We start from the raw sequence: 24,952 nt of genomic DNA on the forward strand, positions 1-24,952 counted from the left end.
AAAACCAGTGCCCGTTTTTAAGTGCTAGCAACAGATCATTAATCAAAAAATCTTTTCATGGTTAGCAGGCATTCTATTTTAAAAAGACAAGTTGATTCACTCGGTTACCTACTTTTTTCCCTTGCTCCAAACCTGATAACGCTGTGAAATGATAATGAATACCACCAAGCACTCTCGACATAGCTGCTTCTTCAGCATACTTCTGAAATGAACTGTACACACGTGTTCCATATTCAACTTCATAAGTACTGTCGGTAAACATGAAATTATTTCCAAATCTTGCTGCAAGCACTTGCGCAGAGGCAGAAGAAATGACAGCATGGTTCGATGCGTATTCCGGATGCGGGGGAGTTGGAATAACAGAGTTCCAGCTAGTTTCTTCAAACACCGTACGTATGTAAGAGATCGGACGCAGAAGATTATACTGGTACTTGGCTTTAAAAGATGAGATCAAGGCATCACTATAAGCTATACCATGTTTACAATAAAGAATAGCAGCATCATGCAACGTTAAATTTTTACCCTTCACCAATTGTGTTACAATATTTGCGGCATGGGCAGGTGCATTGTAGTTGCCTGTGATATCGCCCCAAAATTTTACAGTTACAGAGTCGGCAGCTGATAATTGTTTTGAACGATCAAACAAATATTTTACTTCATTGTAAAATGCACTGCCTTGTTGTGTTGAAAATGGAATAGGTACTGCAGGTTGTGTTTCTATAGCAATGTTTTTAATAAAACTCCTGTTATTACCCCAGTATGGATGCAATGGTTTTCCAAATGCAGGAGCCGTGGGCACCCACATACCATCTCCCGTCGGTGGAGTGTAGCTGGCTGAAGTTGTATTGTTAAACGCTTCATGGCCACCATCTGTTTTTGACCAGTCGACAATGATCGTTGCTACCTGTTTACCAAATTCTGTTGCAAGCTGTATTTCTTCAGCGCTTGCTTTGTTTTGAAAACGATTATTCCAATCGTTCTCAAGTGAATCAATTGCAGTTACTGATGCTGCTGAAGCGTTACCAAATAATTTTTTGGTGATGCTTGCCATGGCTGCATTAGCACTGGCGGGCCAGTAATACTTCTTTTCATTTTGTACGGAAGGGATCGATGGGGCATCGTTCAACTGCGGCATGATCGATTGTAAATTCTTGTTACCTGGTGCTACTGATTCATACATTGTTAAACCAGCGTATGCATAGGCACGTGCAGCTACAACTGAATTAAATCCGGGCGTTACTTTGGTTAAACGCAAGTAGAGGTTCATCCATGATGAGGCTACTTGTGCATCGTATTGGTTTTGTTGTTGAGGTTGTTGTTCTTTTACACAGGCAATTAATAACACACTAAATATTGAAGTGTATAGCAGTATGCCTGTGAGAATTGTTTTTTTCATAATTGTGTTTTTGATATTTGGAAAGCGGTTATTTCTCTGCGATGAATAAGAGGAATTTGTTTTGAAGGAAAAAGAAATCATCAGTGATATGAAACGCTTGAAACGCCTGCTCGATGGTTTCTTCAACTGTTGCTTTGCTATAACTGTTCAATGCAATGGCTGCAGGACCTGTGCCCATGAATGCTTCTACACCGTGCCTCAGATTGCTGAACAGGAACGGACAAGGGATACTTGACTTATACAACGGTTTCAGATTTGCATTGATGAATGCTTCTTCAATTCTTCCATCTTCAGAAAGTGCAAAAGGACCGGGTTTGCCGGGAGGAGGTGCCGGTAACAAACTTCCGATCGCTTTTAATATTTGTGTTGCTTCGCTATACTGCGGTTGATCCCAGATGCCGATCACAATTCTTCCGCCTGGCTTTAATACACGTGTAGCTTCTGCCAATGCTTTTTCAAAACTACCGGCATACTGCAGTGAGTTGAAAGCAGTTACCACATCAAAACTGTTGTCTTCAAAAGGAAGTGCTTCCAGGTCTTCTTCCAAAAAATTATTGTTGGGATTACGTTGTCTTGCTACTTCAAGCAAGCCCGGTGCTGCATCAATGCCGATCACTTCCGCACCTTCGTTCACTGCCATTGCAGTAAACATACCGGAGCCGCATCCAGCATCAAGTAATAAGTGATCTTCATTTAATTGCAGTTGACGAAGTGCTGTTTTGTACATGGGTAAAAACCATGGTTCAAAATGTTGTGACCATTTTTGTGGAGCTACACTCCAGAGTTGTCCTTGAGTTGTTTTTGTACTCATTTTTTGTAAGGTTTAATGATGAATATGTAATGATTAATTTTTCTTGCTGAAGCGATAGATAGCAGTGTAATAAACAGCGGCTGTATCTGATAAGCTTTGCGGTGCTGCTGCAGGTGCTTTGCCTCCTTTGGTAGCAATGCGTTGTATGTATGCAACATTGCTGAAAATGCCTGTTGGAGTGGTGCCGGTTTTCGGCATCAATAAAAGCCAGGGAATACTGCTAGCATCGGGAGTTGCTGTTCTTGCCGGTGTGAATTGCTGTGCAAAAATTGAATCTGCTGTGGTGATTGCCCAAAATGGTCCTGCGCCATGTGTGCCAACTTTTTTATTGGTTACATCATACAGCTCAGCTTTGGGCGCTACAAATACCCATTCATAAGTACCGGTTTCGCTTCCGGCTTTTTGTTGGGCTTTGTATTTCTGTACACCGGTTGCGTAATAGGTAGCAATCCTTGTATTTCCATAAGGAGAATTAATAGGCAACTCTATTTCGGCAGGGATGGAAAGTTTTTCACTTGCTTTAATTTGATAGGCAGGTGTAGTGCTGTTAACAGGCTCATTTTTTTCACAAGCCAGCATGGTGATGGTGAACAATAGGGGCAACAACATTATTGTTGTACTTTTTTTCTTTTTCATTTTTAAAGGTTTAATGGTTAATGCTGCTTCAGTGCAACACGTAATTTCTAAATCGGGCACAAACATATACCAGTCTAGAAGCGTTGCGGAACACGAATGAACTAACGGCGGCGCAAAAACAATAGAACAGCTGCAGAAACTGTGTAAATGGTTTTCAGCAGTTGAGAAGTGATTTTGTTGCCGGTTTTCAATGGTTGAATTTTATTTTGCTGCATTGTTTGAACCAACGGATTAGATATTGCCATGAAAGACGATGTCTGCTGAACAAACGGCAGCAACTGTAATTCACTACTCGTCAGCTATTCCAATTTTAAGAATATGGATTTACCTTAGAATATGTTTTGGCGCTCCTTATCTGCACGATGTTTCTTGTGTACTCTATGTACAATGTTGTACTGTATTACTACGGCACAATTCAGATCTACTGACTTTACACTTTATTCAATTGAAAACGGTCTCAGCAGCAATCTGTTGACAAGTATTGTACAGGATGAGCAGGGATATTTATGGATCGGTAGTGCAAACGGATTAAACCGTTTTGATGGTAACCAGTTCGTTCAATATCACCAGGGAACAGATAAACAATCAATACCAGATGAAAATATCCGCTTGTTGAAATGGTTTAAACCGGGAACATTGGCCGTTGCGACCAACACCGGTTTGCAGGTAATTAATACACGAACACGGCAATCAAAGGATATTTTTATTCAAACAACATTTAAGGAATATGCCTTTAAGTATAATGACGTGTTTGACGTGGCTACTGATGATAAGAAGCATGTTTTTATATTGACCAGATCGGGATTTTATCATTTTGATCAAAACGATAAATTGCTTTTTCGGTTTGATAATTATAAAACAGAAAAAGACCAGTCGGCCTACTTTATTTTCGGTCAATTGTTATTGTATTATTCCGGCAATGAGTTGTTACTATCAACGAGTGAAGGAGTATTTCTATACAACATCAGCAAAAAGCAGTTGCAGAAACTTCAGCCGGGAGCTGATCATGGAGTGCCATTTGTAGCGGATATGCCACGTGAGGTTGCGTCTGTCAGGCAAACCGATAATGATGGGTACTTCATCTTTAAAGTACAGTCAGACAGTATTATTTACATCAACACTAATTCTAAAAAAGGGACCGTTTCAACAGCACCAAACAAAACTATCAACAGCGAGTTTAACTGGCGTACAAATCTTTTCCGCTATAACGACACCACCTATTTTGTTACTTCCCGCACAAATGGTTTTTATAAAATAATCCTTCAGCCAAAAACCGGAAAGCTTACACTATACCCTGAAAAGTATTTGGCTGATTATTTCTGTGCAGGCTTTTTAAAGGATAAACAGGGAAGATTGTGGATTACCACAAGCTCTGGTTTGTTAAAGCAAAACTTGATCAATAACTCAGTAACATCTAAGTTAATACCGCAGGAAGTTTTGCAGTATGCACCTGCCGCAACAATCAGCTTTGTGTATGTTGCAGGCAACAGGTTATATGTCGGATGCAGAAGAGAAGGTGGATTGCTGGTGTTTGAAAAGAACACGCTCGGCTTTATAAAGAAAATAAGTTTCAAGAAACACGGAACCATCTCAGATGATATCATCAACATTACACACCCGGGCGGCGATACATTGTTCATTGGAACAAATGGCCCATTGTGTTGGTTCAATATGAAAACGAATGAAACGGGAATATGTGAACTTGAAAAATGGACAAATACTAATTGGGTTTCCTCACAGTTTAAAGACAGAGACGGTAATGTTTGGATCACAAGTAATGCCAACAGAGTTTACTATTATCACAGCATGCTGAAGAAGTTTTATCTTAAAACGATGGATCATCCATACATGGCAAAGCTTCTTATATCAAATATTATTACAGAAGATACAGCCGGACATATTTGGTTGGGTGGTCAGGGACTTTGCCGCATTAACCGGTTAACACATCAGCCCGATTTTTTTGTTGATACATTTCCTGAAATCCGTTTTCCACGTAAAGCAGTATTGGGTTTGTATTGTGACGGGAACAATAAGTTATGGTTTGGAAATATCAGTAATGGGTTGATTGGTTATTCGATCGGTGAAAATACATTTGAACATTACACTGCACAAAACAAACTTCCTTCTAATAATATTTATACAACGGGTATCAATAATAATATGTTGTGGATGGGATCTGAGTCCGGCATCGCTGCTATTGATCTTACCAGCAAGCAGATTTCTTCATTTGACAAGGATGATGGCTTTCCTTTGCAAGCTGTTACTTCTGTAAATTTCTATCACGATAAACAAACAAACTATCTCTATTCAGGTTTTGGAACTGCTATTGTAAGATTTAGTTCCGATAGTTTATTATACACAACAGCACCACCGCAATTGTTTATTGAAAGTATAAGGTTTAATAATGATTCGAGTGTTTATTTGCCAGGGAGTTCTTTCGTAACGGATTATCAGAACAATGATTTTACGATCAGGATAGGCAGTGTTTACTTTTATAAAAAGATTAGTAGTTTTTTACTCAGCTACAGAATACTGAACTCTCGTGACAGCAGTTGGAAAGCGATCACAGGTTCAGAAATAAATTTCAACAATTTACCGCCCGGTAAGTACGATTTTGAAATAAAAATGTCGGCAAAGAATGAACGATGGCCTGCGCAGGTAAAACAGTTTAACCTCACTGTTAAGTCTCCTTTCTGGGAAACGCCTTGGTTTATTGCGCTCATGAGTGTATTGATTGCGCTTTTTGGTTACATGTTTTACAGGTGGAGAATTTATTACATCCAAAAAGCCGAAAGCGAAAAAGCCCGAATGCAGGAATTGCGGGCTGAAAAATATAAAACACAGTTTGAACTGGAGCAAATCAGTAATTATTTTTCCTTATCACTTGTTGATAAGAAAAATACAGATGATGTGTTGTGGGATGTGGCAAAGAATCTGATCGGCAGAATGGGTTGTGAAGATTGTATGATTTATTTATGGAATAACGACAAAACAAAAATGCAGCAACGTGCCGGTTACGGTAATAAAAATTCACCGGAGAAACTTGCTGAAAATTTGTTTGAAGTGGAAATGGGCCAGGGTGTAGTTGGTTATGTGATGCAAACAAAAGAACCGGTGATCATTGCAGATACCAGAACTGATAAACGTTACAGGGTGGATGATATGAAACGTCTGAGTGAAATTTGTGTACCCATTATTCATGAGGGCGAATTGATGGGTATCATTGATTCAGAAAACAGTAACCTCAATCATTTCAAAGAACGTGACCTTCAAATAATGACCACCATTGCCACACTCACCGGCAATAAAATAAAACAGGTGGAAAGTGAACAGGTGCTTGCTGTTAAGAAAAAGGAACTTGCTGCAACCAATGAACATTTAGCAGAAGCACAACTCTCAGCTTTGCAGGCGCAAATGAATCCGCATTTTGTATTTAATGCACTCAACAGTATCAAGCGCATGATATTGGATGATGAGAAAGATAAAGCCTCCCGTTACCTCAGCAAGTTTGCACAGCTCATCCGTTTAACGTTGAATCATTCCCGTGAAACTTTTGTAACACTACGTGAAAATGTGGAGTACCTCAACGCATATCTTGAAATGGAGCAGCTGCGTTTTAAAGATTCATTTAATGCCACAGTAAAAGTTGATGCTGCTGTTGATGATGAGGAAACATTTATTCCATCGCTTATGATACAGCCATTGGTTGAAAATGCCGTGTGGCACGGCTTACTCCATAAGGAAGGGAAGAAAAAAATTACGGTTCGATTTTCTGCTAATGGGCCATACATTATCTGTTCCATTGAAGATAATGGCATTGGCATACGCCGTTCTGAAGCAAATAAAAACTTACAGCACGCAGCGTATAAATCTGTGGGGCTTGATAACCTGCGCAATCGTATTGCAATCATGAATGAAAAGTTTGATATGGACTGCAGTTTAACCATTACTGATTTAAGTGAGACCGATGCAGCAGTTACCGGCACACTTGCGGTATTAAAATTTAAAAACAGAGATCTTGTATGAAACAGTTACGTGTAATAGTAGTAGATGATGAAGCAGATGGCATTGCTACGTTAACTAAAATACTTCGGTTGAATTGCCCCGAAGTGGAGATCATTGCCACTTGTAACAATGCAGAAGTTGCAGCACAGCAGATACAGGCATTGCAACCTGATGTTGTTTTCTTAGATATTCAAATGCCTGGTAAAAGTGGTATTGAAATGTTGGCAGATATGCAGGATCGAAAATTTGAGATCATTTTTGTAACCGCACATAATGAATACATGTTGCAGGCTCTACAGTTCAGTGCTGCAGATTATTTATTAAAGCCGGTGGATGAAGACCGTTTAATTGAAGCGGTGAACCGTGTAAAGGACCGTCTTGAACAAAAAAACGAACCAGCTAATATTGATGTACTGTTGCACAACCTGCAAAAAAATAACCGCCAGCAGGAAATGAAACTTGTTGTGCCCACATTCAAAGGTTTTTCGGTTTTAAAACTGGAAGAAATTGTGGTATGTGAAGCAGAAAAAAATTATACCATCTTTCATTTACTAAATAAAAAAACTATTACTGTATCACGCACTTTATTGGAGTATGAAAAGATTCTGCAGAACACTTCTTTCTTTCGTGTGCACAAAACATTTATGATCAACCTGGAGCACGTGGTAGAATACCAGCGTGGTGAAGGAGGATTGGTTGTAATGAATAATGGAATGGAGGTAGAGGTGAGCCGAAGAAAAAAAGAAGAGTTTATAAACAAGATCAAAGAGGTATTCAGGTATTAGAAAAAGGGTAAGCTCATCGCTTACCCTTTTTCTATAGTTAATTGAGTTTTCCTTTTGGTTCTTCTTTTTTCAAATACTTATCAAGGAACTTCAGCGTTTCTGCTGCTGCTTTTATTTGGTTTTCTTTTTTTACAAAACCATGTCCTTCATCGGGGAACAAAACATATTCAACAGGCGTGCCGTTCTTTTTCGCACCTGCTACTATTTCATCGCTTTCAACTTGTAATACACGAGGATCATTACTTCCCTGCAACACAAGCAAAGGTGTTTTGATCTTATCTGTATTAAACAGTGGTGAAATGTTTTTTAAACGTACTGAATCTTCCGAGGACGGATCACCCATCTCATCGTACAAGGCCACTTTAAAACTTTCCCAATAAGGAGGGATGCTTCTTAGTGTGCGTATCCAGTTGGTAACACCAAACAGATCAACACCCACGGCAAACTCCTTTGGATATTGAATGATACCTGCAAGACTCATGAAGCCACCATAGCTTCCGCCGTAAATGCCAATCTTACTACTATCGATATACTCTTGTTCAGCTAACCATTTTTTACCCCACACACAATCCTTCAGATCTTTATCACCATGATTTTGATTATCCATTTTATAAAATGCTTTACCATAACCACTGCTACCCCTGTTGTTAACTGCGAGAACAGCGTAACCATGATTTACGAAATACTGTATGCTGGTAGAATAGCCTGCACGACTTTGACCGCCCGGTCCACCATGCACCCATACTAATGCCGGAACTTTATTGCTTGAAGATGCATTATGCGGTTTATAATACACAGCAGGAATTTCCTGTCCATCGAACGATTTAAAACGAACGATCTCTGCATCAACAAGATCCTCACTAGCTACTTCAGGATTTAATGTTTTGGTTAACTGCTTTAATTCTTTTGTTTCGATGTTATAGAGGTATTTGTTAGCGCTGCTTCTATCGCTTACAACAGTAAGGAGCATTTTTGTTTAGCTTGGAGAGATGGTAACACCTGCAATGTAACCGCCTTCTATTTTTGGCATCTCCAGTTCTTTACCGCTTGCATGATCGAAGAGAAGCACTTTGTCTCTTGCATCTTCATTAATGCCGATCACATGGTATTTTCCTTTTTCACTGATCGACATATAGCTTACGTCCCAGTTGGTATTGAAGAAATTTTCTTTAGTACCTGTTTCAAGATTGTATTTTACCACGTAGGTAAAATCCTTCCCTTCGTTTGTGATGTAGTAAAGATGTGTGTCTGTTGTTTCAAAACCAGTTGGATAATAGGTGGCATCGCCTAAACTGTCTGTCGAGAGCTTTTTTGTTTGTTTTGACTGTGCATCGAAGAGATACATTTCATTCTTATCACTCGTAACCGATTTCGTTAACACAAGCCAACGTTCATTAAATGAAATACTTCCAACATCGAGACCGCTGTCGTTCTTATACAGCATTTTTGGTTTCCAATCGGTACTGTCCATTTTATATACGTCAAAAAATTGGGGGTTACGGTTATTGCTCCCATAGTAAAAAGAACGCTTGTCTTTTGTCCAGCCGTAAAACATTGCTTTTTCTTTTTCTCCCGGTGTGAGGTCGGTAACTGTTCCATTTCTTCGTTGTAAATAGATGTGATCATTCTCATTACCACCTTTATCGGCACTGTAAAGAAAATCATCTGTGCCAGGTAGATAGTCTACCGCAAAGAATGATTCTTTGGTTGACGAAGTGAGCGGCTTAACGGTGGTGTCAGCAAGACTTAGTTCGTACACGTTGTAGATCTTAGATCGGTTACTGTTAATAAGGATGCGGTTTTCATCTTTACTGAACGAGCCACCACCAACTCCTTCGGTTTGAAAGAATTGTTCGATCGTGTACTGTTTTACTTCCCGTGGAGCTTTTGCCTGCTCCTTGCAGCCCCACATCAGCAAGGCAATGATGATAAGTGAAGGACAAATTTTTTGCATAGCAATTTGTTTTTAGAAGTAAAAAATAGGTAAACAAAGAGGAAATTGCAAACCACCTGTAAAAAAAAGCCCCCCGATTTATCGGGGGGCTTTTAATCTTTTAGATCGTATAATTATAGTACCAATACTCCTTTTGCAACAAACTGCACTTCCTTCTTCGCTTCTTTGATCTTGTTTATTTCGTCTTTGCTTTTGCCTGCATCTTCAGCATAATGTTTTTGCTGTTTTACACTCACTTCTTTTACTGTTGCTTCACCTTCAAGTACCACGGTTTGGCCGGCAAGATTCTTTGGCATAAAGAAAGCATAGTCTTTAAATTTCACCATAATGGTTTCGCCATTGCCTTTGTCAACCTTCATCCAGCAACCTTTTTCCTGGCATACTTCAGTTACTTTACCGGTGATCTTACCACTGAATTTACCGGCGCTTTGCACCTGCTCTTCCATGTTGGCAATGGTGATCACATCTTTATTTTCAGTTCCTGCTCCATAGGTTACGCCTTTTTCTGCAGGCTTGGGGCTGTTTTGAGCAACGGCAGTTAAGGTTACAAACGCCGCCACCAGTACAAAAGAAAGTTTTTTCATAATCAAAAATTTTGAAAAGCAAAGGTAGTGTTATGTATGAATGAAGCAAATGAACATTGTTAAAATATGCTTTCGGGTATAGCTGCAATTACCGCAACAAATGAACAAGCCCCGACTTTCGTTTTACTATACTACCCGGAGCTTTAAATTGATAAATACAAATCCAGCTAAAGGTCCCCGGATCATAGGGCTTCCCTTTATAAGTTCCATCCCAACCGGTTAAAGGATCGGTTGTTTCAAATATCAACATTCCCCATCGATCGTAAATACGTAACCGATAAGTTTCGAGAATGCCCCATACCATGGGCTGAAACAAATCATTTAGTTGATCCTTATTCGGCGTAAAACCATTGGGGAAATTAAGATCAATGACACAGTCTTTATACTTTACATCAATTGTATCACGGTTTTTGCAGCCATCATTATTCGTTGCTTCTAACCAATAGTTGCCGGGCTGTGTAACATTGATGCGGTTGGTTCTGCCGCCATTACTCCATAAGTATCCGGCATAGTTCTGAAGCGCCTCTAACTGAACAGAAGATCCGGGACAAAAACTAATAGTATCTGCAAGGAAGTTTTGGGGCAGTTGCTTCAATGGCAACACTTTAATACTATCCGCAGCATTGCAGCCATTGCTATCTTTCACCTTTACCCAATACAAACCAGGCGATGAAATTCTGATACTGCTTGCGTTTGAGCCATCCTGCCAGCTATAATTCGAATAAACACCTGGTGATAAAATAATGCTGCTGCCAATACAGAACGATGTGTCGCCGCCGAGTTGTAATAACGGGTTCGCAAACACATTTGTAATTCGAACAGTATCGAACGAACTGCAACCGTTAGCTGCAGTTGCTTTAACAAAGTAGTTGGCGGCTGCATTTACAGTAATTTGTTTTGTGTTCATTCCGTTGCTCCACGCATAGGAAACAAAACCATTACCAGCATCAAACACCACACTGTTACCCTTACAAAAAGCGGTATCATTTCCCAATTTTATGGTCGGCGAAGTGTTAACTGTAATTAAAACAGAATCAAGCACCGGGCAGGCATTTGGTGTAAAAGCCTTAACGGTATAAATCCTGCTCGTTTTAGGATACACCTGTACTGATGCACTACTGATTTGTTTTAAATCGGATTGTGGATACCAGTTGTATCGTTCGAAACCTGCAACGGCCGAAATAAGCAAGCTATCGTTATTACATTTCACAAACGTGCCCGCTTCTATTTTAAATAAAGAAGATGCATCGCCTGTAACAACTACAGTATCTCTGAATATATTATTGCAATTGTCGGTTACGGCAACATGATAAGTACCAGGACCATCTACAATGAATGTAGAATCTGTACTTCCGTTCTGCCACAAATACGATTGAAAACCGGCTGATGCATTTAATCTGATCAAAGAATCTTTGCAAAGAACTTTATCAGCACCAAGATTTAATAAAGCTGGAGAAGCAATTACCTGTACCATCATACTGTCTTTATAAACGGAGCAGCCATTAAATAATTCAACGTTTAATTTAAAATTTCCGGGTTTTGTAAACCGCACAGTTAAGGTTGAATCTGTTTGTTGTATCAAACGATAGTGACTGCTATCGAAACTCCACATTGGTATTAACGTACAACCGGCTGATCTGATAAATTTGAAACTTTGGTTTTGTGCTGTATCGCAAATTTGTGTAGGTCCGTTTACTGCAATTGACTGGCAACTTGGTTGAGACACGCAATAAATTCCGTTTTGATTAATCGACAGCGGTTGTAATGGTACGGGCTGAGTTACCGGTGTTAAAGCAAACAGATTGATGTCTGATAAAGTAATGTTTGAAACAGTTACTGCCTCATCAACAAGGCTGAGTGGAAGTGGTTCTGATAAGCAAGTGCCCGAAGATCCATCAGGTAATTTTTTTTCGAGATAAAAGTCAGCTTCATAATCTGCCTGGGAATAGTTAATCCCAATTTCGTAAATAGAACCATCGGTTGCTTCTGCTGCCTGGTAAGTATATCCAAAGCCTCCAAACCGTTGTGTTTTTTTGCTCAGCTTAACATTCAGATTAGGATCTAGTCGCCAAAAGGCTTTAAACACTTTGTTGGGGTAATTGATGTAATCCCTGTAATGTACATTATAAACCAAATCTCCATTTCGGGCCACAAAAGCGCCACCGGTTATTTGCTCCGAACTGTTTAATGCAAATCTCTTTGATGTTAATACGGTTCCGTTTACGTCTGAAGTAAGTGCAAACGGAAAGGATGCCCCGTTACGCACACTGGCATTTCCGTTGAAATATAATTTGCCGTTATTAAATCCTGCAATTGTTAAGTTTAAATCTTTACTGGCTTGTGCATATTCTTTTGCCCATGTAATTGAACCATTAGCTGTATTAAACTTAGTAAGCATAAACTTCCAGTTATTGTCATAATTATAGTTTATACCTATAAATAAATCATTCCCTATGGTGAAAGGCGCTCCATTCCAGAATATATAATATTGATGACCCGTAGGAATAAAGGATTTGATCCACACAATATTACCGGTGTTATCAAGCTTAACGACAGAGGCATCGGTATTAAAACCTGTAGCCCGATAAAAGAGCAGGTAGATATTTGACGATGCATCTTCACACATACCAGAATAATTATACCCCGGTACCATTGTATAACTTTTGCTGCTAACTTGATTAAACTGCGGATCATATTTGGTTAAAGCAAACAACACTGTACTGAGCGGACCTCTGTTACTTGTTAGTACGGCAATATTTCCATCTTTTGCCGTTATATGTTCAAGCACAGTTGAGCCAAATATTGTTGTGCCGTTTTCTGTAAAACCAAATTTTCTGCGGAGCTGTAACCGTCCATTTTTATCGAGCCTTAAAAGCATTCCGCTGTTATCGGTTACACCGCTTAAAATAACAACACTATCCTGCACTGTACTTAACGAAATAGCAACATCATTGTAAGTGGTGCTTCGGTATTGTTTTACAAAGGTGGGAAGGCAGGTATCTTCCTGTATCTGTGGCGGGCAGTAAATCTGTTTGCAACTGGTTGTAACCATTGCTGCATAATCAGCCACTGCTAAAGAGACAGCTGAAAAGCCAACTGTTATATTTGTTTGAACTGCAGGTAAAAGCGGCAAACTATACAGCGAATCTTTTTTTGCAATGGCTGCTTTTGATAGCGGGCATAATGGCATCATCCCTGTGCTATCGGTTTTTACCACAAATACTTTGGAACCATTAGTTCCATCGTTAATTGTACCTGCTGCCAAAAAACCACCGTCAACAGTTTTCTCTCCGGCAGTAATATTTGTTGTTACAGATGAAAAGCCAATTGAAAAACTGAGGTGCGATTTTACGGACGATTCGGGTCCGTTTTTAATCCAATTCCATTCCTGTGATGAGCCTGATGGCGAATAAAAAATAAAATCATTCCACATGGCTGTTGCTAAAGAAGCACTAGGTGACAACGAACTATTTGTGTTGTATACTTCAAACATATTGGGCGACCATCCCGTTACCCAAGACCGGAACAGTGCGTAATCAGCACCGTTACTTGATACAAGACCTATAACAAGAGGGGCCGAATTGAAAGAAGCAGCTTGCTTAAATATCACATGTTTTCCTTGTGCAGGACCACCTAATTTTTTCTGCCACTCAACAATACCTGATGTTGGATTAATGCACACAACATTACCAACTTTGTAACCTGAGTCGGTGCCGGTGCTAACGATGTAATATTTATAGTTACTCTGGTTTTGAACAGCAATACATTTTACTGTTGCTGATATTTGCAGCTTACGTGCCCAGTTAACAGTGCCTGATGCAGAAACAGAACAGTAGGTAACTAACAAACCGTTATCTGCAGCAATTAAAAAATTTCCGTTGGGTGTTTCGTCAACGTCGGCAGCAAAAAGATTACCAGCAGTTACATCATTTAACAAACGGCTCCAAAGCAATATGCCGGTAGCATTCATAAAAAGAACGAGCACGTCTGTTTTATTTGTCGATAGGTTTTTGCTGTTACCGATTACAATAAAATTGCCATCGGAAGTTTTCTTCATTTTTACAATCGTTTCGTTACTGCCTGCCGTTCCAACAGTTTTAGCCCATTTAATATCACCTCCGGCATTTAAACAAAAGAGATATGCATCTGTTTCCGCTGTACCGTTTTTTTGTACGCTGCCACCAAAAACAATATCTCCATTACCAATTGCTGCTGAGCAATTAACGTCTTCATTGTTCCCATTTATACCAATTTTTTCTTTGTAAGTAAAAGTTTGACAAGTGTCAGTGTCTTTAAAAGAAATTCGTTGAATTTCTTGCTTTAATCTGGTTGGTGATTTGACTTTCGAATTAGTATTTGAAAAAAAACTATTCTGCGTTTTGCTTCTTTCAGAAATAAAAGAAGCTGGCAATCGACTTTCATTTGTTTGGGCAAAGGCAAGTGTAAACTGTAAAAAGAAAAGGGTAAAACAGAAAAAACGTACAGGCATCAATACATAGTTCAATGTGAGTTATAAAAATAGAAAAAGACGGTCAAACCACCACTTGCGGTTTACCCTTATTTTATGTCATGAGTGCACTACAAAGCTGGCTCCATGAAAAAAATGCTAAAATATTTGGCTTCTAAAATAATTAGTTTTACGTTTGCTAAACAAATTAGTGTGAACAAACAAAACAAACCCGTTATGGAAGAGACTTTAATTTTGGAGAAACCAAAAAAGGAAAAAATGAGTAAAGAGAGCGTCAATGTTAATACCGAGAAGCTCAAAGCGTTAAAGCTCACCATCGACAAGATTGACAAGGATTACGGAAAAGGCAGTGTAATGATGATGAATGAAAAAGGTGTCAATGAAATTGAAGCCATTTCAACCGGCTCAATTGGTCTTGATACTGCCTTAGGCATTGGTGGGGTACCAAGAGGAAGAGTGATTGAGATCTACGGACCTGAAAGTAGTGGTAAAACAACCATCGCTACACATATTATTGCTGAAGCACAAAAGAAGGGCGGCATCTGCGCCATCATTGATGCGGAACATGCATTTGACAGTGCCTATGCACAAAAGTTGGGTGTTGATGTAGATAATCTGCTGATCTCTCAGCCGGATTATGGCGAACAGGCATTGGAAATTGCCGATCGTTTAATTCTTTCCGGTGCACTAGATGTGGTAGTAATCGACTCCGTTGCAGCCTTGGTTCCAAAAAGTGAATTGGAAGGTGAGATGGGCGATAGCAAAATGGGCTTGCAGGCACGTTTAATGAGCCAGGCTTTGCGTAAGCTTACGGCTACGATTCATAAAACAAATACGATTTGCATATTCATTAACCAGTTGCGTGAAAAAATTGGTGTGATGTTCGGTAACCCCGAAACAACCACAGGTGGTAATGCGCTGAAGTTCTATGCATCGGTTCGTTTGGATATCCGTCGTATGAGCCAGATCAAAGATGGCGATGAAGCAATTGGTAACCGTGTAAAAGTGAAAGTGGTAAAGAATAAAGTGGCTCCTCCGTTCAAAGCTGCTGAGTTCGATATCATCTTTGGTGAAGGTGTAAGTAAAACAGGTGAGATCATTGACATGGGTGTTGATCTTGCTATTATTCAGAAAAGCGGTAGCTGGTACAGCTACAATGGCGATAAGCTTGGACAAGGTAGAGATGCAGTAAAAAATCTCCTGCTTGACAATCCGGGTATGGCCAATGAAATTGAAGCGAAGATTCGTGAAAAGATAAAAGAAATTCAAAACGGAGCAGCAGCTTCGTAAACTTCGGGTTTGTTTGTAAGTACCGGCCTTTCGTTAGCAGCAATGCGAAACGGAGGGCCTTTTCATTTGTCGGTATTCTAACGGAAGGCATTGGTTGAGAGGATGAATAGATATACTTTCGTTAAGTAAAAATTAAATGGCTGATGAATCACCTGTTGGGTGACACGAACAGTTTAATTAACCTCAAAACAATTCATATGAAAAAGTTGGTGCAGTTTGTTGCGATGGCAGCATGTTGTTTTCTGTTGATGGGATGCCCTTATGAAACAGAAGTGCCAATCAGTGAACCAACAGTAAAGTTTCCTGCTGAGCTGCTTGGCAAGTGGGAACCGAAAAGTTCGAGTGATGAGATCATCATGATCAAAAGGAAAACAGATTACATTGTCAATATCAGCAAAACAAAGAAAGAACCAAAAGAAGATAATACGCCGGAAGAATATGAAGCTTTTCTCTCAGAAGTTGATGCTGTTAAATTCCTGAATATTTCTGAGCTAAAAGAACAAGGATCAGATGCAAGCTATTGCTTGTATAAATTTGAAGTATCTGAAAATGGTTCACGCATAACACTCAATGCCGTTACAGAAAACATCGATGAACAATTCAGTAGCTCCGCAGAATTAAAATCGTTTATTCAAAAGAACATGCACTTATCTTTCTTTTATGAAAAAGAAGAGGAGATATACCAACGAATGAAATAGTAAATATGATAGTACCCGGTTGGCACCTCTAGCCGTGTATAGTGCCAATAGAACCATTCTCTGTTTTCAGCAACTCAAATACTTTTTGCGGCTGCAAACCTTTCTCTGTTTGATGTGATACATACAACACAGCAGTACTTGTTTCAGCAGCAAGTTTGTTGATGAGCTGAATAATTTTTTCTGTATTTGTAGCATCAAGCCCCATCAAAGGCTCATCGAGAATTAATAATGGCGGGTGTTTTACCATTGCTCTTGCAACCAATGCTAAGCGTTGTTCACCTTGTGTAAGTTTTGAAAAAGCTGTGTTAGCTTTATGTTGTAATTGTAATAATTGCAGCCACTCATAGGCAGAACGTAGTTGCATATCGCTTGGAATTGTATACAGACCAATAGAATCAACAAATCCCGATACGATCATGTGCAGTAGTGTATGTCTTGTGCTGAAAAGATCTGTCATAGCAGGCGTGAGATAACCAATCTTATCTTTAATATCCCACACACTTTCACCACTACCTTTTTTTCTTCCAAAAATATAGAGTTGTTGCCCATAACCTTTTACATTATCGCCGGTGATCATGGTGAGCAAGGTTGTTTTGCCTGAACCGTTCGGTCCTTTTAATTGCCAGAATTCACCGGCATTAATTCTCCAGTTGATCTGTTGTAATACTTGTCGGCTATCATAACTAACATGTACATCTGTAAAGCGAACAAGTTCTGTTGTGGAAAGTTTGTAGTGATGCAAAGGAGAGGGTACAGGTGCATCATCAACATGAATTTCATCATCAGTATTGCCTTCAAGAGGAACAAACTCACCAGCACTAACCATTAACCTGTTTTCAATAAAGGGGAGAAGATCACGCTTTCGATGTGTAAGTTGAATAAGAAGTGTGTGTGCTCCAGCAAGTTTTAATTCTTCTTTAAATGATGTCTGTGCAGCGGTATCCAAATTGTCGAATACATTATCTAAAATAAGAACGCCTGGTTTTAATGATAATAAATGCTGGAGTAATACTTTCTTTTGTTCACCACTCGACATGGAACGTAGCGTTTGCTTCCTTGTTGCTTCAATACCGCTATAACCATGAATATCCTCCTCCAATAAATATTGCTGCACAGTGTAAGCAGAGAATAGAACAGCATCAGAACTGTTGAATGAAGCAAATAAACCGGGTGCTTTTTTATCCAACAGTTGCTGAATAAAATTTTGTTTGTTGAAAGTGTTGGAAAGAAAAATAGCATAGTGCTGCATAGCACGAAGATAAATTACTGAATGCTACGGTGAGTCACCCGCTGTATTTTAGGATGGCGTGTTGGTTACAACTTCACTGGCTTAACTGTGTAACCCTGCTTTCGCAGTAAAGCAATTACACCAATATCTCCACCCAAATGTGCTGCACCAACAGCAAAGAAGCATGCTGTTTTCTGCATACTGCTTTTCATTAAAGGAACCCATTTGCTGTTTCGTTTCACCAGCAGCTCATTCTCCGCTTCCATAAGCTCAGGCGACTGATTTGTTAATCTATAAATGGAATCAACATCCTGTGTTTTGTAAACTGCAACCAGTTTTTTAAACTCTTCCACACCTTTATTAAAATCAACCACCATACTTTTCAGGTTTGCAATCTCTGTACTGTCAGGAATAGAATCAAACACTGCCACCTGGTCTTCAATTGTTTCAAGACCTTTTATATTCTTTTTCTGCTTAGCAGCCATTGCAATGAATGTTTGCTCATAAGATTCTCTTGACGGGCAGCTCAATGATTTTTCGGTGAGCATGCTCATGAGCATAAATGGTTTGAATGTATTGAACATCATGGCAGAACTGCCTGTTATTTTTTTATACTGTTCGTCAAATGTTTTAAAAGCACTGTCGCCAAAAAGCTGTTTGATGGTTTGTCCTTTTGGTAATTGCAGCAGTTGCATCATTTTTAAGATCATCATCGGATCATCCATATCCAATTCAAGAAAAACCTGTTCTGCATTGGTGAATTTTTCTGTAACGATCGGTGGTAAAAAGAAATCTTCTTTGCAGATGATATGTATTGTGCCGAATAAATAAGATGGTTGTTTAAGGTCGCTGGCTGTAATTTCCCAAAGCAAACTGCTTTTCGGTTCTGCCTGACCGAAGCCTATTGAAACAATAAGGAATGTACTGAACAAACTGATGAGGAGCTTTTTCATAGTTGTAAATTTAATCTTCTTCTTCACTCATTTCGTTTACGATCTGTTTCAGCTTTTCAGCATGTTGTCCGTAGAGCTTACGAACATACCATTTATTAAGAAAATACATGGGAATTGTAAGTATAGCTGTGATGACCAAAAGGCCAAGAAAAAATGGCCAGAACGATACGCTTGCAGAGTTGGCTTGCATTTTCGGATCATAAAGAAAAATAATCACACCGGAGGTAAGCATGATAAACGGGAACAGCAATGTACCCACCACAAGATAAAACCGGATATATTTTTGGAGGGTACGAACCTGTAATTGGAGATTGGACCGCACTTCACAAGTAACACACTCCATTTCATGAAGCAGTTTTCGTTTTCGTACATAATAGATCATGTAAAGAAGACCTGATATCAACATCAGCCATGCAAGACTTAACATTGCTCCTTTGAATTTAATGAAATAGTGAAGAATACTGGAACTGTAAAGAACCACTACGATCAACATTTCAATAAACAGGTTGCGTTTCATTTTGGCAATGGGACTCTTCGACTTTTTTTGCAAAATGGTCTGCAACTCCTGTTCAGAAGTTGAGGTTTTGCTTTGCCCCACGTCGCTCCACATTTCTTTTAACTGATCAAGCTCCATAAGCTTCTGCTTTTGTGAGTGTACGTAATTTGTCTTTGATACGGTTCATTTTTACACGCAGCGTGCCGTTACTGATACCGAGAATTTCTTCCATTTCTTCATAGCTTTTGTCTTCGAGATAAAGCATTACAATTGCTTTTTCCACTTCCGATAACCGTGCGATGGCTGCATACATTTGCCGGAGGTTTTCTTCTTTGATCCTTTCTTCGTTTGTATCTGCTTCTTCTCTTGGAATAAACTCAGGAAAACTGAGTGCTACTTTTCTCGACTGTTTACGAAGGTTGCTGATGGCGGTGTTCAAAGCTATCCTGTACATCCATGTACTGATCTTGGCATCGCCACGGAAACTACCAAATGCTTTCCATAGCTGAATAACGATTTCCTGGTACAGGTCGTCCCTGTCCGCATCATTGCGGCCATAGAGATGGCATACTTTTCTGATAATGCCCTGATGCTCTTGCACTACCAGCAGGAAATTCTGTTCAACGTTGGTGGTCATTCAACCAAATGGTTTGCGTAAACGTATATGTAGCAGAAATTTCGTTTAAGTTACATGCAAATTTGTTTTTTTGCTCATGAAGAAGAAAATGTACCATCTCGCCCATTGCACAACCTGCCAGGCAATTATTAAAGAAACGGGTGCTGATAAAGCCAAACTTGAATTCCAAAACATCCGTGATGAAAAGATCACTGCCAAACAGTTGGAAGAAATGAAGAAGCTTGCGGGTAGTTACGAAGCATTGTTCAGCAGAAGGGCACTTAAGTACAAAGAACTAGGGCTGAAGGATAAAAAACTCACCGAAGAAGATTACAAGAACTACATATTGGAAGAAGATACTTTTCTTAAACGTCCCGTAACCATTTTAAACGACAAGATCTTTATCGGTAACGATAAAAAAACGGTAGAAGCCTTGAAAAAGGCGCTGCAATAAAGTATTTTGTTGGTTCTCTGTCATATTTGGAAGCAGAACGGTTGCAGAATTGCTAAAAATCAACTGAATTAGTAGACTAAATAAAAGAAGCCCTATTTTCGCATGATCGATTGTTGCGAAAGTGACTGACCGTTCGTTTGCCTGCCATTTCAGAGGACGTTTAAATTTTTTATCATGAGTGCTTTTCCCGGCTATCTGCTCAGCAGCAATTTCCCGTCGAGGAATGCTGTGGTTACCTTTACGGAAGATTTGATCAATTGTCTTTTCCCGATGGTTGGCGATGCAGAGGCTTATACAGAGCAGCAATGCAGCGCAAATATTTCACTTAGAAAACAGTTGACTGAAATACTTACTCCTCTTTCTAAACGATATGAGTTAGATGTATCAGCCATTACAAACGCCTATCTGGATGAGTTGGCAAACATTAAAGCAGAATTGATAGAAGATGCCGAGTTGATACTTGAGTTTGATCCGGCTGCCTACTCTGTTGAAGAAGTGATTTTGTCGTACCCCGGCTTTTATGCGATTGTTATGTACAGGCTCACACATCCATTATACAAACACAATGTTCCTATTCTTCCACGCATGATGAGTGAGTTGGCACATAGCAGAACTGGTATTGATATAAATGCCGGTGCACAGATCGGTTGTCCGTTCTTTATCGATCATGGTACAGGTGTGGTTATCGGTGAAACATCCGTAATTGGAAAGAATGTAAAAATTTATCAAGGAGTAACATTGGGTGCATTGGCCGTACGTAAAGAAGATGCACAAACAAAGCGTCATCCCACTATTGAAGATAATGTGGTAATTTATGCCAACAGTACTATTCTTGGCGGTAAAACGGTCATCGGTCATGATAGTATTGTGGGCGGCAACACATGGGTTACGGAAAGCATAATACCGCACAGTGTTGTGTATACAAAAAACCAGATTGTTGTAGCCGACAAAAAAGATTTTACTGAACCTCTCAATTTTATCATATAAAAATATAAGCGACAATGAAAGCGAACAGCATTTTAGAAACAATAGGAAACACACCGCATGTACGCATTAACCGTTTGTTCTCTTCCGATGTGGAAGTATGGAGCAAACTGGAACGGGCAAACCCCGGTGGGAGCATTAAGGACCGTATTGCATTAAGCATGATTGAAGATGCCGAAGCAAAAGGTATTTTGAAAGAAGGCAGTGTGATCATTGAACCAACCAGTGGCAACACGGGTATTGGTTTGGCAATGGTTGCAGCGGTGAAAGGATACAAACTCATTTTGGTGATGCCTGAAAGTATGAGTATCGAGCGTCGTAAGCTGATGAGCGTTTATGGTGCTACGTTTGAATTAACGCCACGTGAAAAAGGGATGAAAGGTGCTATTGCAAAAGCAACTGAGCTTGTAGAAGCAACACCTAATAGCTGGATGCCACAGCAGTTCGATAACCCGGCTAACATTGATGTGCATGTGAAAACAACAGCACAGGAAATATTGAATGATTTTCCCGAAGGCTTGGATTATTTAATTACCGGTGTTGGTACTGGTGGACATATTACCGGTGTTGGCCGTGAATTGAAAAAGAAATTCCCTAACCTGAAAGTGTTTGCTGTTGAGCCTGAACTTTCTCCGGTGATTAGCGGCGGTGAACCTTCTCCACATCCCATACAAGGTATTGGTGCGGGCTTTATTCCAGCCAATTTGCATAGAGATGTTCTGGATGGTGTAATACAAGTGACCAAGGATGATGCGTTTACGTATACACAACGTGCGGCGAAAGAAGAAGCGATTTTCCAGGGAATTTCAAGTGGTGCAACTATGGCTGCATTAGCAAAGAAATTACCTGAAATTCCAAAGGGCAGCCGTATATTAATTTTTAACTACGATACTGGTGAACGCTACTTTAGTGTGGATGGATTATTTTGATCTGTTCATCTGATATTATAAGAAAGAGCCGTCGTAATACGATGGCTCTTTCTTATTTATTTTCTTTCCACTCGTAAACACTTAGCTCACGATGCGCAGTTTTGCATAATTCAACATGATCTTCTTTTCACCATTCAGTTCAAACTTTACAGTGGCAATGGGATTATGTGCACTGCCTTCCATTTTCACTACTTCACCAAAGCCGAATTTCTGATGCTCCACTCGCTGACCTTCCTGCAGATTGCTTGTATCGCTAGCAACAAAATCAGTGTCTGGTTTGTGTTCTATTGTTTGTGGTCTTGCAGGCGTTATTGAAAAAGATGGTTTTGATGATGCTGTTTTGGGTGGCGCACCGTAACGCTTCTCAGCTTTTGCTACATCATCATAATCGTTACTCTTATTGCCGAATCCACCTTTCAACCGATCGAATGCCGAGCCACTGCCAAATGATGATCCCTGGTTTCTTGAACCGCCACCGGCATAACTCTTATCAATAAAATCTTCCGGTAATTCATCTAAGAAACGACTTGGTTCGTTTTGTACGATCTGCCCAAACTTATAACGTGTATTGGCATAAGAGATCCAAAGTTTTTTCTTTGCTCTTGTGATCACCACATAAAATAAACGACGCTCTTCTTCCAATTCTTCTCTTGTGTTTATTGAAAGTGCATTTGGAAAGAGCTGTTCTTCTAATCCTGCAGCAAACACACATTCAAACTCCAAACCTTTTGCAGCGTGTATGGTCATGAGTTTTACATTGTCTGCATCGGGATCTTTTGCATCTGCATCTGTAAGTAAGGTGATCTGTTGAAGGTATGCACCCAATGTTACAGCATTTGACGTTGTTTGTTGTGGCGAAGCAGGAGCATCAAATGAAAGTTCTTTTTGGGCAGGGTCGCTTGCAGCAAAAGGGTCCTGTTCATCAATCATTACACCATCATCATCGATCTGCTGGCGGTTTGCTGTATCATCCACCCATTCTTTTATTGAGTTGAGTAACTCCTGTATGTTCTCGTAACGTTGTAAACCTTCAGTGCTTTTATCGTTAAAGAGCTCTTTTACAAGATTGGTTTGTTTACCAACATGCACAGCTACTTCATATGCATTGTTTTTCTGGAACATACTTGCAAAACTGCGGATCATGGTTACAAACTGATCAATCGCTTCAAGTGTGCCAGCTTTAAAACCAAACTGCTGTGCTTTTGTCAACACTTCCCACATGCTGATGTTTTGTTCATTGGCATACAACACGCATTTATCAATGGTTGTTTTTCCAATACCTCTTGCCGGATAATTGATCACTCTTTTCAGCGCTTCTTCATCTTTCGGATTTACGATCAAACGCAGGTAAGCAATAAAATCTTTGATTTCTTTACGTTGATAGAAGCTGATGCCGCCGTAAATGATGTACGGAATACTCATGCGGCGCAGGCTTTCTTCAAATGCACGGCTTTGTGCATTGGTGCGATAGAGAATAGCAAAATCTTTATTACGGTAATGATTGCGGAGTTTTTGTTCCTGAATGGTATCAGCCACAAACTTTCCTTCATCATTATCGGTCATCGTGCGAACCAATCGTATCTTCTCACCATCACCATTATCCGTAAACAATGTTTTTTCGATCTGTCCTTTATTGTTGGCAATAACTTCGTTCGCCACGTTCAGGATATTCTTTGTGCTGCGGTAATTCTGTTCAAGTTTTACCAGGTGTACATTGTCGTAATCTTTCTGGAACTGTAAAATGTTTTCAATAGTTGCACCACGAAAACTGTAAATACTTTGCGCATCATCACCCACCACACAAACATTCTCATGCATGGCGCCGAGTAATTTTATGATCTCGTACTGCGCAGGGTTTGTATCCTGGTACTCATCGATCATAATGTATTTAAAACGACGTTGGTATTTACTTAAACTTTCAGGAACAGTTTTCAGCAATTCATAAAATTTGATGAGCAGGTCATCAAAATCCATTGCCCCGTTTTTAAAGCAACGTTTTGCATAACTGTCGTAGATCTGTGCAATAGCAGGGCGGTTCGATCGCATATCTTCCTGTTGTATATGCCAATCAGTTTTATATTCTTCTGCATTTACCAATGCATTCTTTGCAGATGAGATGCGGTTGTAAACAGTAGATGGTTTGTAGTGTTTATCATCCAGGTTCATTTCATTGATCACTGTTTTGATCACACTCTTTGCATCGTCTGTATCATAAATTGTAAAGTTCGATGGATAGCCGATCTTGGTTGCTTCGCTCCTTAAGATGCGTGCAAACACACTGTGAAAAGTGCCGATGTATAAATTTCTTGCTTCATGGTTACCAAGGATATGCTCCACACGTTCCTTCATTTCTTTGGCTGCTTTGTTGGTAAAAGTCAGCGCCAATATATTGAACGCATCCACACCTTTCGCCATCAGATGGGCAATACGTGTGGTGAGTACTTTTGTTTTACCACTGCCTGCGCCCGCCACAATCATTAATGCGCCATCAATAGTGGTTACTGCTTCTTTCTGCCGCTCATTCAGTCCATTTAAGTAATCGATCATTGGGCGAAATTACAGCATGCAAAGCGGAGAAGTTTTTTTGTGGGAAAGAATTTATTGTAAGACAAAATTGTCTTTCGAGAAATCAGGATGGATCAGTCTTTCAAAATTTAAAACAGCT

General features: G+C 39.7%; 19 protein-coding genes. 7 read left to right on the forward strand and 12 right to left on the reverse strand.

What is annotated here, in order from left to right:
- Positions 1-73 precede the first annotated feature (73 nt).
- The 3 genes from H4075_RS00885 to H4075_RS00895 are packed head-to-tail and all read right to left on the reverse strand — an operon-like array spanning position 74 to position 2,843.
- The gene (locus H4075_RS00885; RefSeq protein WP_182803271.1) at positions 74-1,396 is read right to left on the reverse strand and encodes a vanadium-dependent haloperoxidase; all 1,323 of its coding nucleotides are present in this window, start codon (positions 1,394-1,396) and stop codon (positions 74-76) included.
- A gap of 28 nt (positions 1,397-1,424) precedes the next feature.
- Positions 1,425-2,207: a class I SAM-dependent methyltransferase gene (locus H4075_RS00890; protein ID WP_182803273.1), complete on the reverse strand. Its 783-nt coding sequence runs from the start codon at positions 2,205-2,207 to the stop codon at positions 1,425-1,427.
- A gap of 33 nt (positions 2,208-2,240) precedes the next feature.
- Positions 2,241-2,843 carry a DUF3455 domain-containing protein gene (locus tag H4075_RS00895; RefSeq protein ID WP_182803275.1) on the reverse strand — a complete coding sequence of 201 codons (603 nt, stop codon included), beginning with the start codon at positions 2,841-2,843 and terminating at the stop codon, positions 2,241-2,243.
- A gap of 387 nt (positions 2,844-3,230) precedes the next feature.
- On the opposite strand from H4075_RS00895, the gene H4075_RS00900 reads away from it, so the two are divergent.
- A complete protein-coding gene (locus H4075_RS00900; protein WP_182803277.1) occupies positions 3,231-6,869 on the forward strand; it encodes a sensor histidine kinase in 3,639 nt (1,212 codons plus the stop codon).
- Entirely contained in the window at positions 6,866-7,633 is a 768-nt protein-coding gene (locus H4075_RS00905; protein WP_182803279.1) for a LytR/AlgR family response regulator transcription factor, read from the forward strand. The genes H4075_RS00900 and H4075_RS00905 overlap by 4 nt, the downstream gene beginning before the upstream one ends.
- 37 nt (positions 7,634-7,670) lie before the next feature.
- Here H4075_RS00905 and H4075_RS21580 read toward each other — a convergent pair whose 3' ends face one another.
- The 4 genes from H4075_RS21580 to H4075_RS00920 form a co-directional block, all read right to left on the reverse strand.
- Entirely contained in the window at positions 7,671-8,603 is a 933-nt protein-coding gene (locus tag H4075_RS21580) for an alpha/beta hydrolase family protein (protein WP_220494833.1), read from the reverse strand.
- Positions 8,604-8,609: 6 nt separating this feature from the next.
- Positions 8,610-9,587, reverse strand: coding sequence for a beta-propeller domain-containing protein (locus tag H4075_RS21585; RefSeq protein WP_220494834.1), 978 nt, complete (start codon positions 9,585-9,587; stop codon positions 8,610-8,612).
- Positions 9,588-9,700: 113 nt separating this feature from the next.
- Positions 9,701-10,171: a DUF4920 domain-containing protein gene (locus H4075_RS00915; RefSeq protein WP_182803280.1), complete on the reverse strand. Its 471-nt coding sequence runs from the start codon at positions 10,169-10,171 to the stop codon at positions 9,701-9,703.
- An 88-nt stretch (positions 10,172-10,259) separates the two neighbouring features.
- The gene (locus tag H4075_RS00920; protein WP_182803282.1) at positions 10,260-14,660 is read right to left on the reverse strand and encodes a T9SS type B sorting domain-containing protein; all 4,401 of its coding nucleotides are present in this window, start codon (positions 14,658-14,660) and stop codon (positions 10,260-10,262) included.
- Positions 14,661-14,855: 195 nt separating this feature from the next.
- Here H4075_RS00920 and recA point away from each other — a divergent pair, with 195 nt between their 5' ends.
- Both recA and H4075_RS00930 read left to right on the forward strand, forming a co-directional pair.
- A complete protein-coding gene (gene recA, locus H4075_RS00925) occupies positions 14,856-15,929 on the forward strand; it encodes a recombinase RecA (protein ID WP_456075547.1) in 1,074 nt (357 codons plus the stop codon).
- A gap of 197 nt (positions 15,930-16,126) precedes the next feature.
- Positions 16,127-16,627 (forward strand): hypothetical protein, encoded by a 501-nt coding sequence (locus tag H4075_RS00930; RefSeq protein ID WP_182803284.1) that lies wholly within the window; start codon positions 16,127-16,129, stop codon positions 16,625-16,627.
- 28 nt (positions 16,628-16,655) lie between these two features.
- On the opposite strand, the gene H4075_RS00935 is transcribed toward H4075_RS00930, so the two are convergent.
- The 4 genes from H4075_RS00935 to H4075_RS00950 form a co-directional block, all read right to left on the reverse strand.
- Positions 16,656-17,876, reverse strand: coding sequence for an ATP-binding cassette domain-containing protein (locus tag H4075_RS00935; RefSeq protein WP_182803286.1), 1,221 nt, complete (start codon positions 17,874-17,876; stop codon positions 16,656-16,658).
- 65 nt (positions 17,877-17,941) lie between these two features.
- A complete protein-coding gene (locus tag H4075_RS00940; protein WP_182803288.1) occupies positions 17,942-18,808 on the reverse strand; it encodes a TraB/GumN family protein in 867 nt (288 codons plus the stop codon).
- Positions 18,809-18,818: 10 nt separating this feature from the next.
- Complete coding sequence (locus H4075_RS00945; protein ID WP_182803290.1) at positions 18,819-19,442, reverse strand: hypothetical protein; 624 nt, start codon at positions 19,440-19,442, stop codon at positions 18,819-18,821.
- Positions 19,432-19,941 carry an RNA polymerase sigma factor gene (locus H4075_RS00950; RefSeq protein WP_182803292.1) on the reverse strand — a complete coding sequence of 170 codons (510 nt, stop codon included), beginning with the start codon at positions 19,939-19,941 and terminating at the stop codon, positions 19,432-19,434. Before H4075_RS00950 ends, H4075_RS00945 begins: the two co-directional genes overlap by 11 nt.
- Positions 19,942-20,017: 76 nt before the next feature.
- On the opposite strand from H4075_RS00950, the gene H4075_RS00955 reads away from it, so the two are divergent.
- The 3 genes from H4075_RS00955 to cysK all read left to right on the forward strand — a co-directional run bounded on the left by H4075_RS00955 (position 20,018) and on the right by cysK (position 22,287).
- Positions 20,018-20,374 (forward strand): arsenate reductase family protein, encoded by a 357-nt coding sequence (locus tag H4075_RS00955; protein WP_182803293.1) that lies wholly within the window; start codon positions 20,018-20,020, stop codon positions 20,372-20,374.
- 174 nt (positions 20,375-20,548) lie between these two features.
- The gene (gene epsC, locus H4075_RS00960) at positions 20,549-21,361 is read left to right on the forward strand and encodes a serine O-acetyltransferase EpsC (protein WP_182803295.1); all 813 of its coding nucleotides are present in this window, start codon (positions 20,549-20,551) and stop codon (positions 21,359-21,361) included.
- A 14-nt stretch (positions 21,362-21,375) separates the two neighbouring features.
- The gene (cysK, locus tag H4075_RS00965; RefSeq protein WP_182803297.1) at positions 21,376-22,287 is read left to right on the forward strand and encodes a cysteine synthase A; all 912 of its coding nucleotides are present in this window, start codon (positions 21,376-21,378) and stop codon (positions 22,285-22,287) included.
- An 81-nt stretch (positions 22,288-22,368) separates the two neighbouring features.
- Here cysK and H4075_RS00970 read toward each other — a convergent pair whose 3' ends face one another.
- Positions 22,369-24,834, reverse strand: coding sequence for an ATP-dependent helicase (locus H4075_RS00970; protein WP_182803299.1), 2,466 nt, complete (start codon positions 24,832-24,834; stop codon positions 22,369-22,371).
- Positions 24,835-24,952 lie beyond the last annotated feature (118 nt).

The organism is Lacibacter sediminis, from assembly GCF_014168535.1.
Lineage (GTDB): Bacteria > Bacteroidota > Bacteroidia > Chitinophagales > Chitinophagaceae > Lacibacter > Lacibacter sediminis.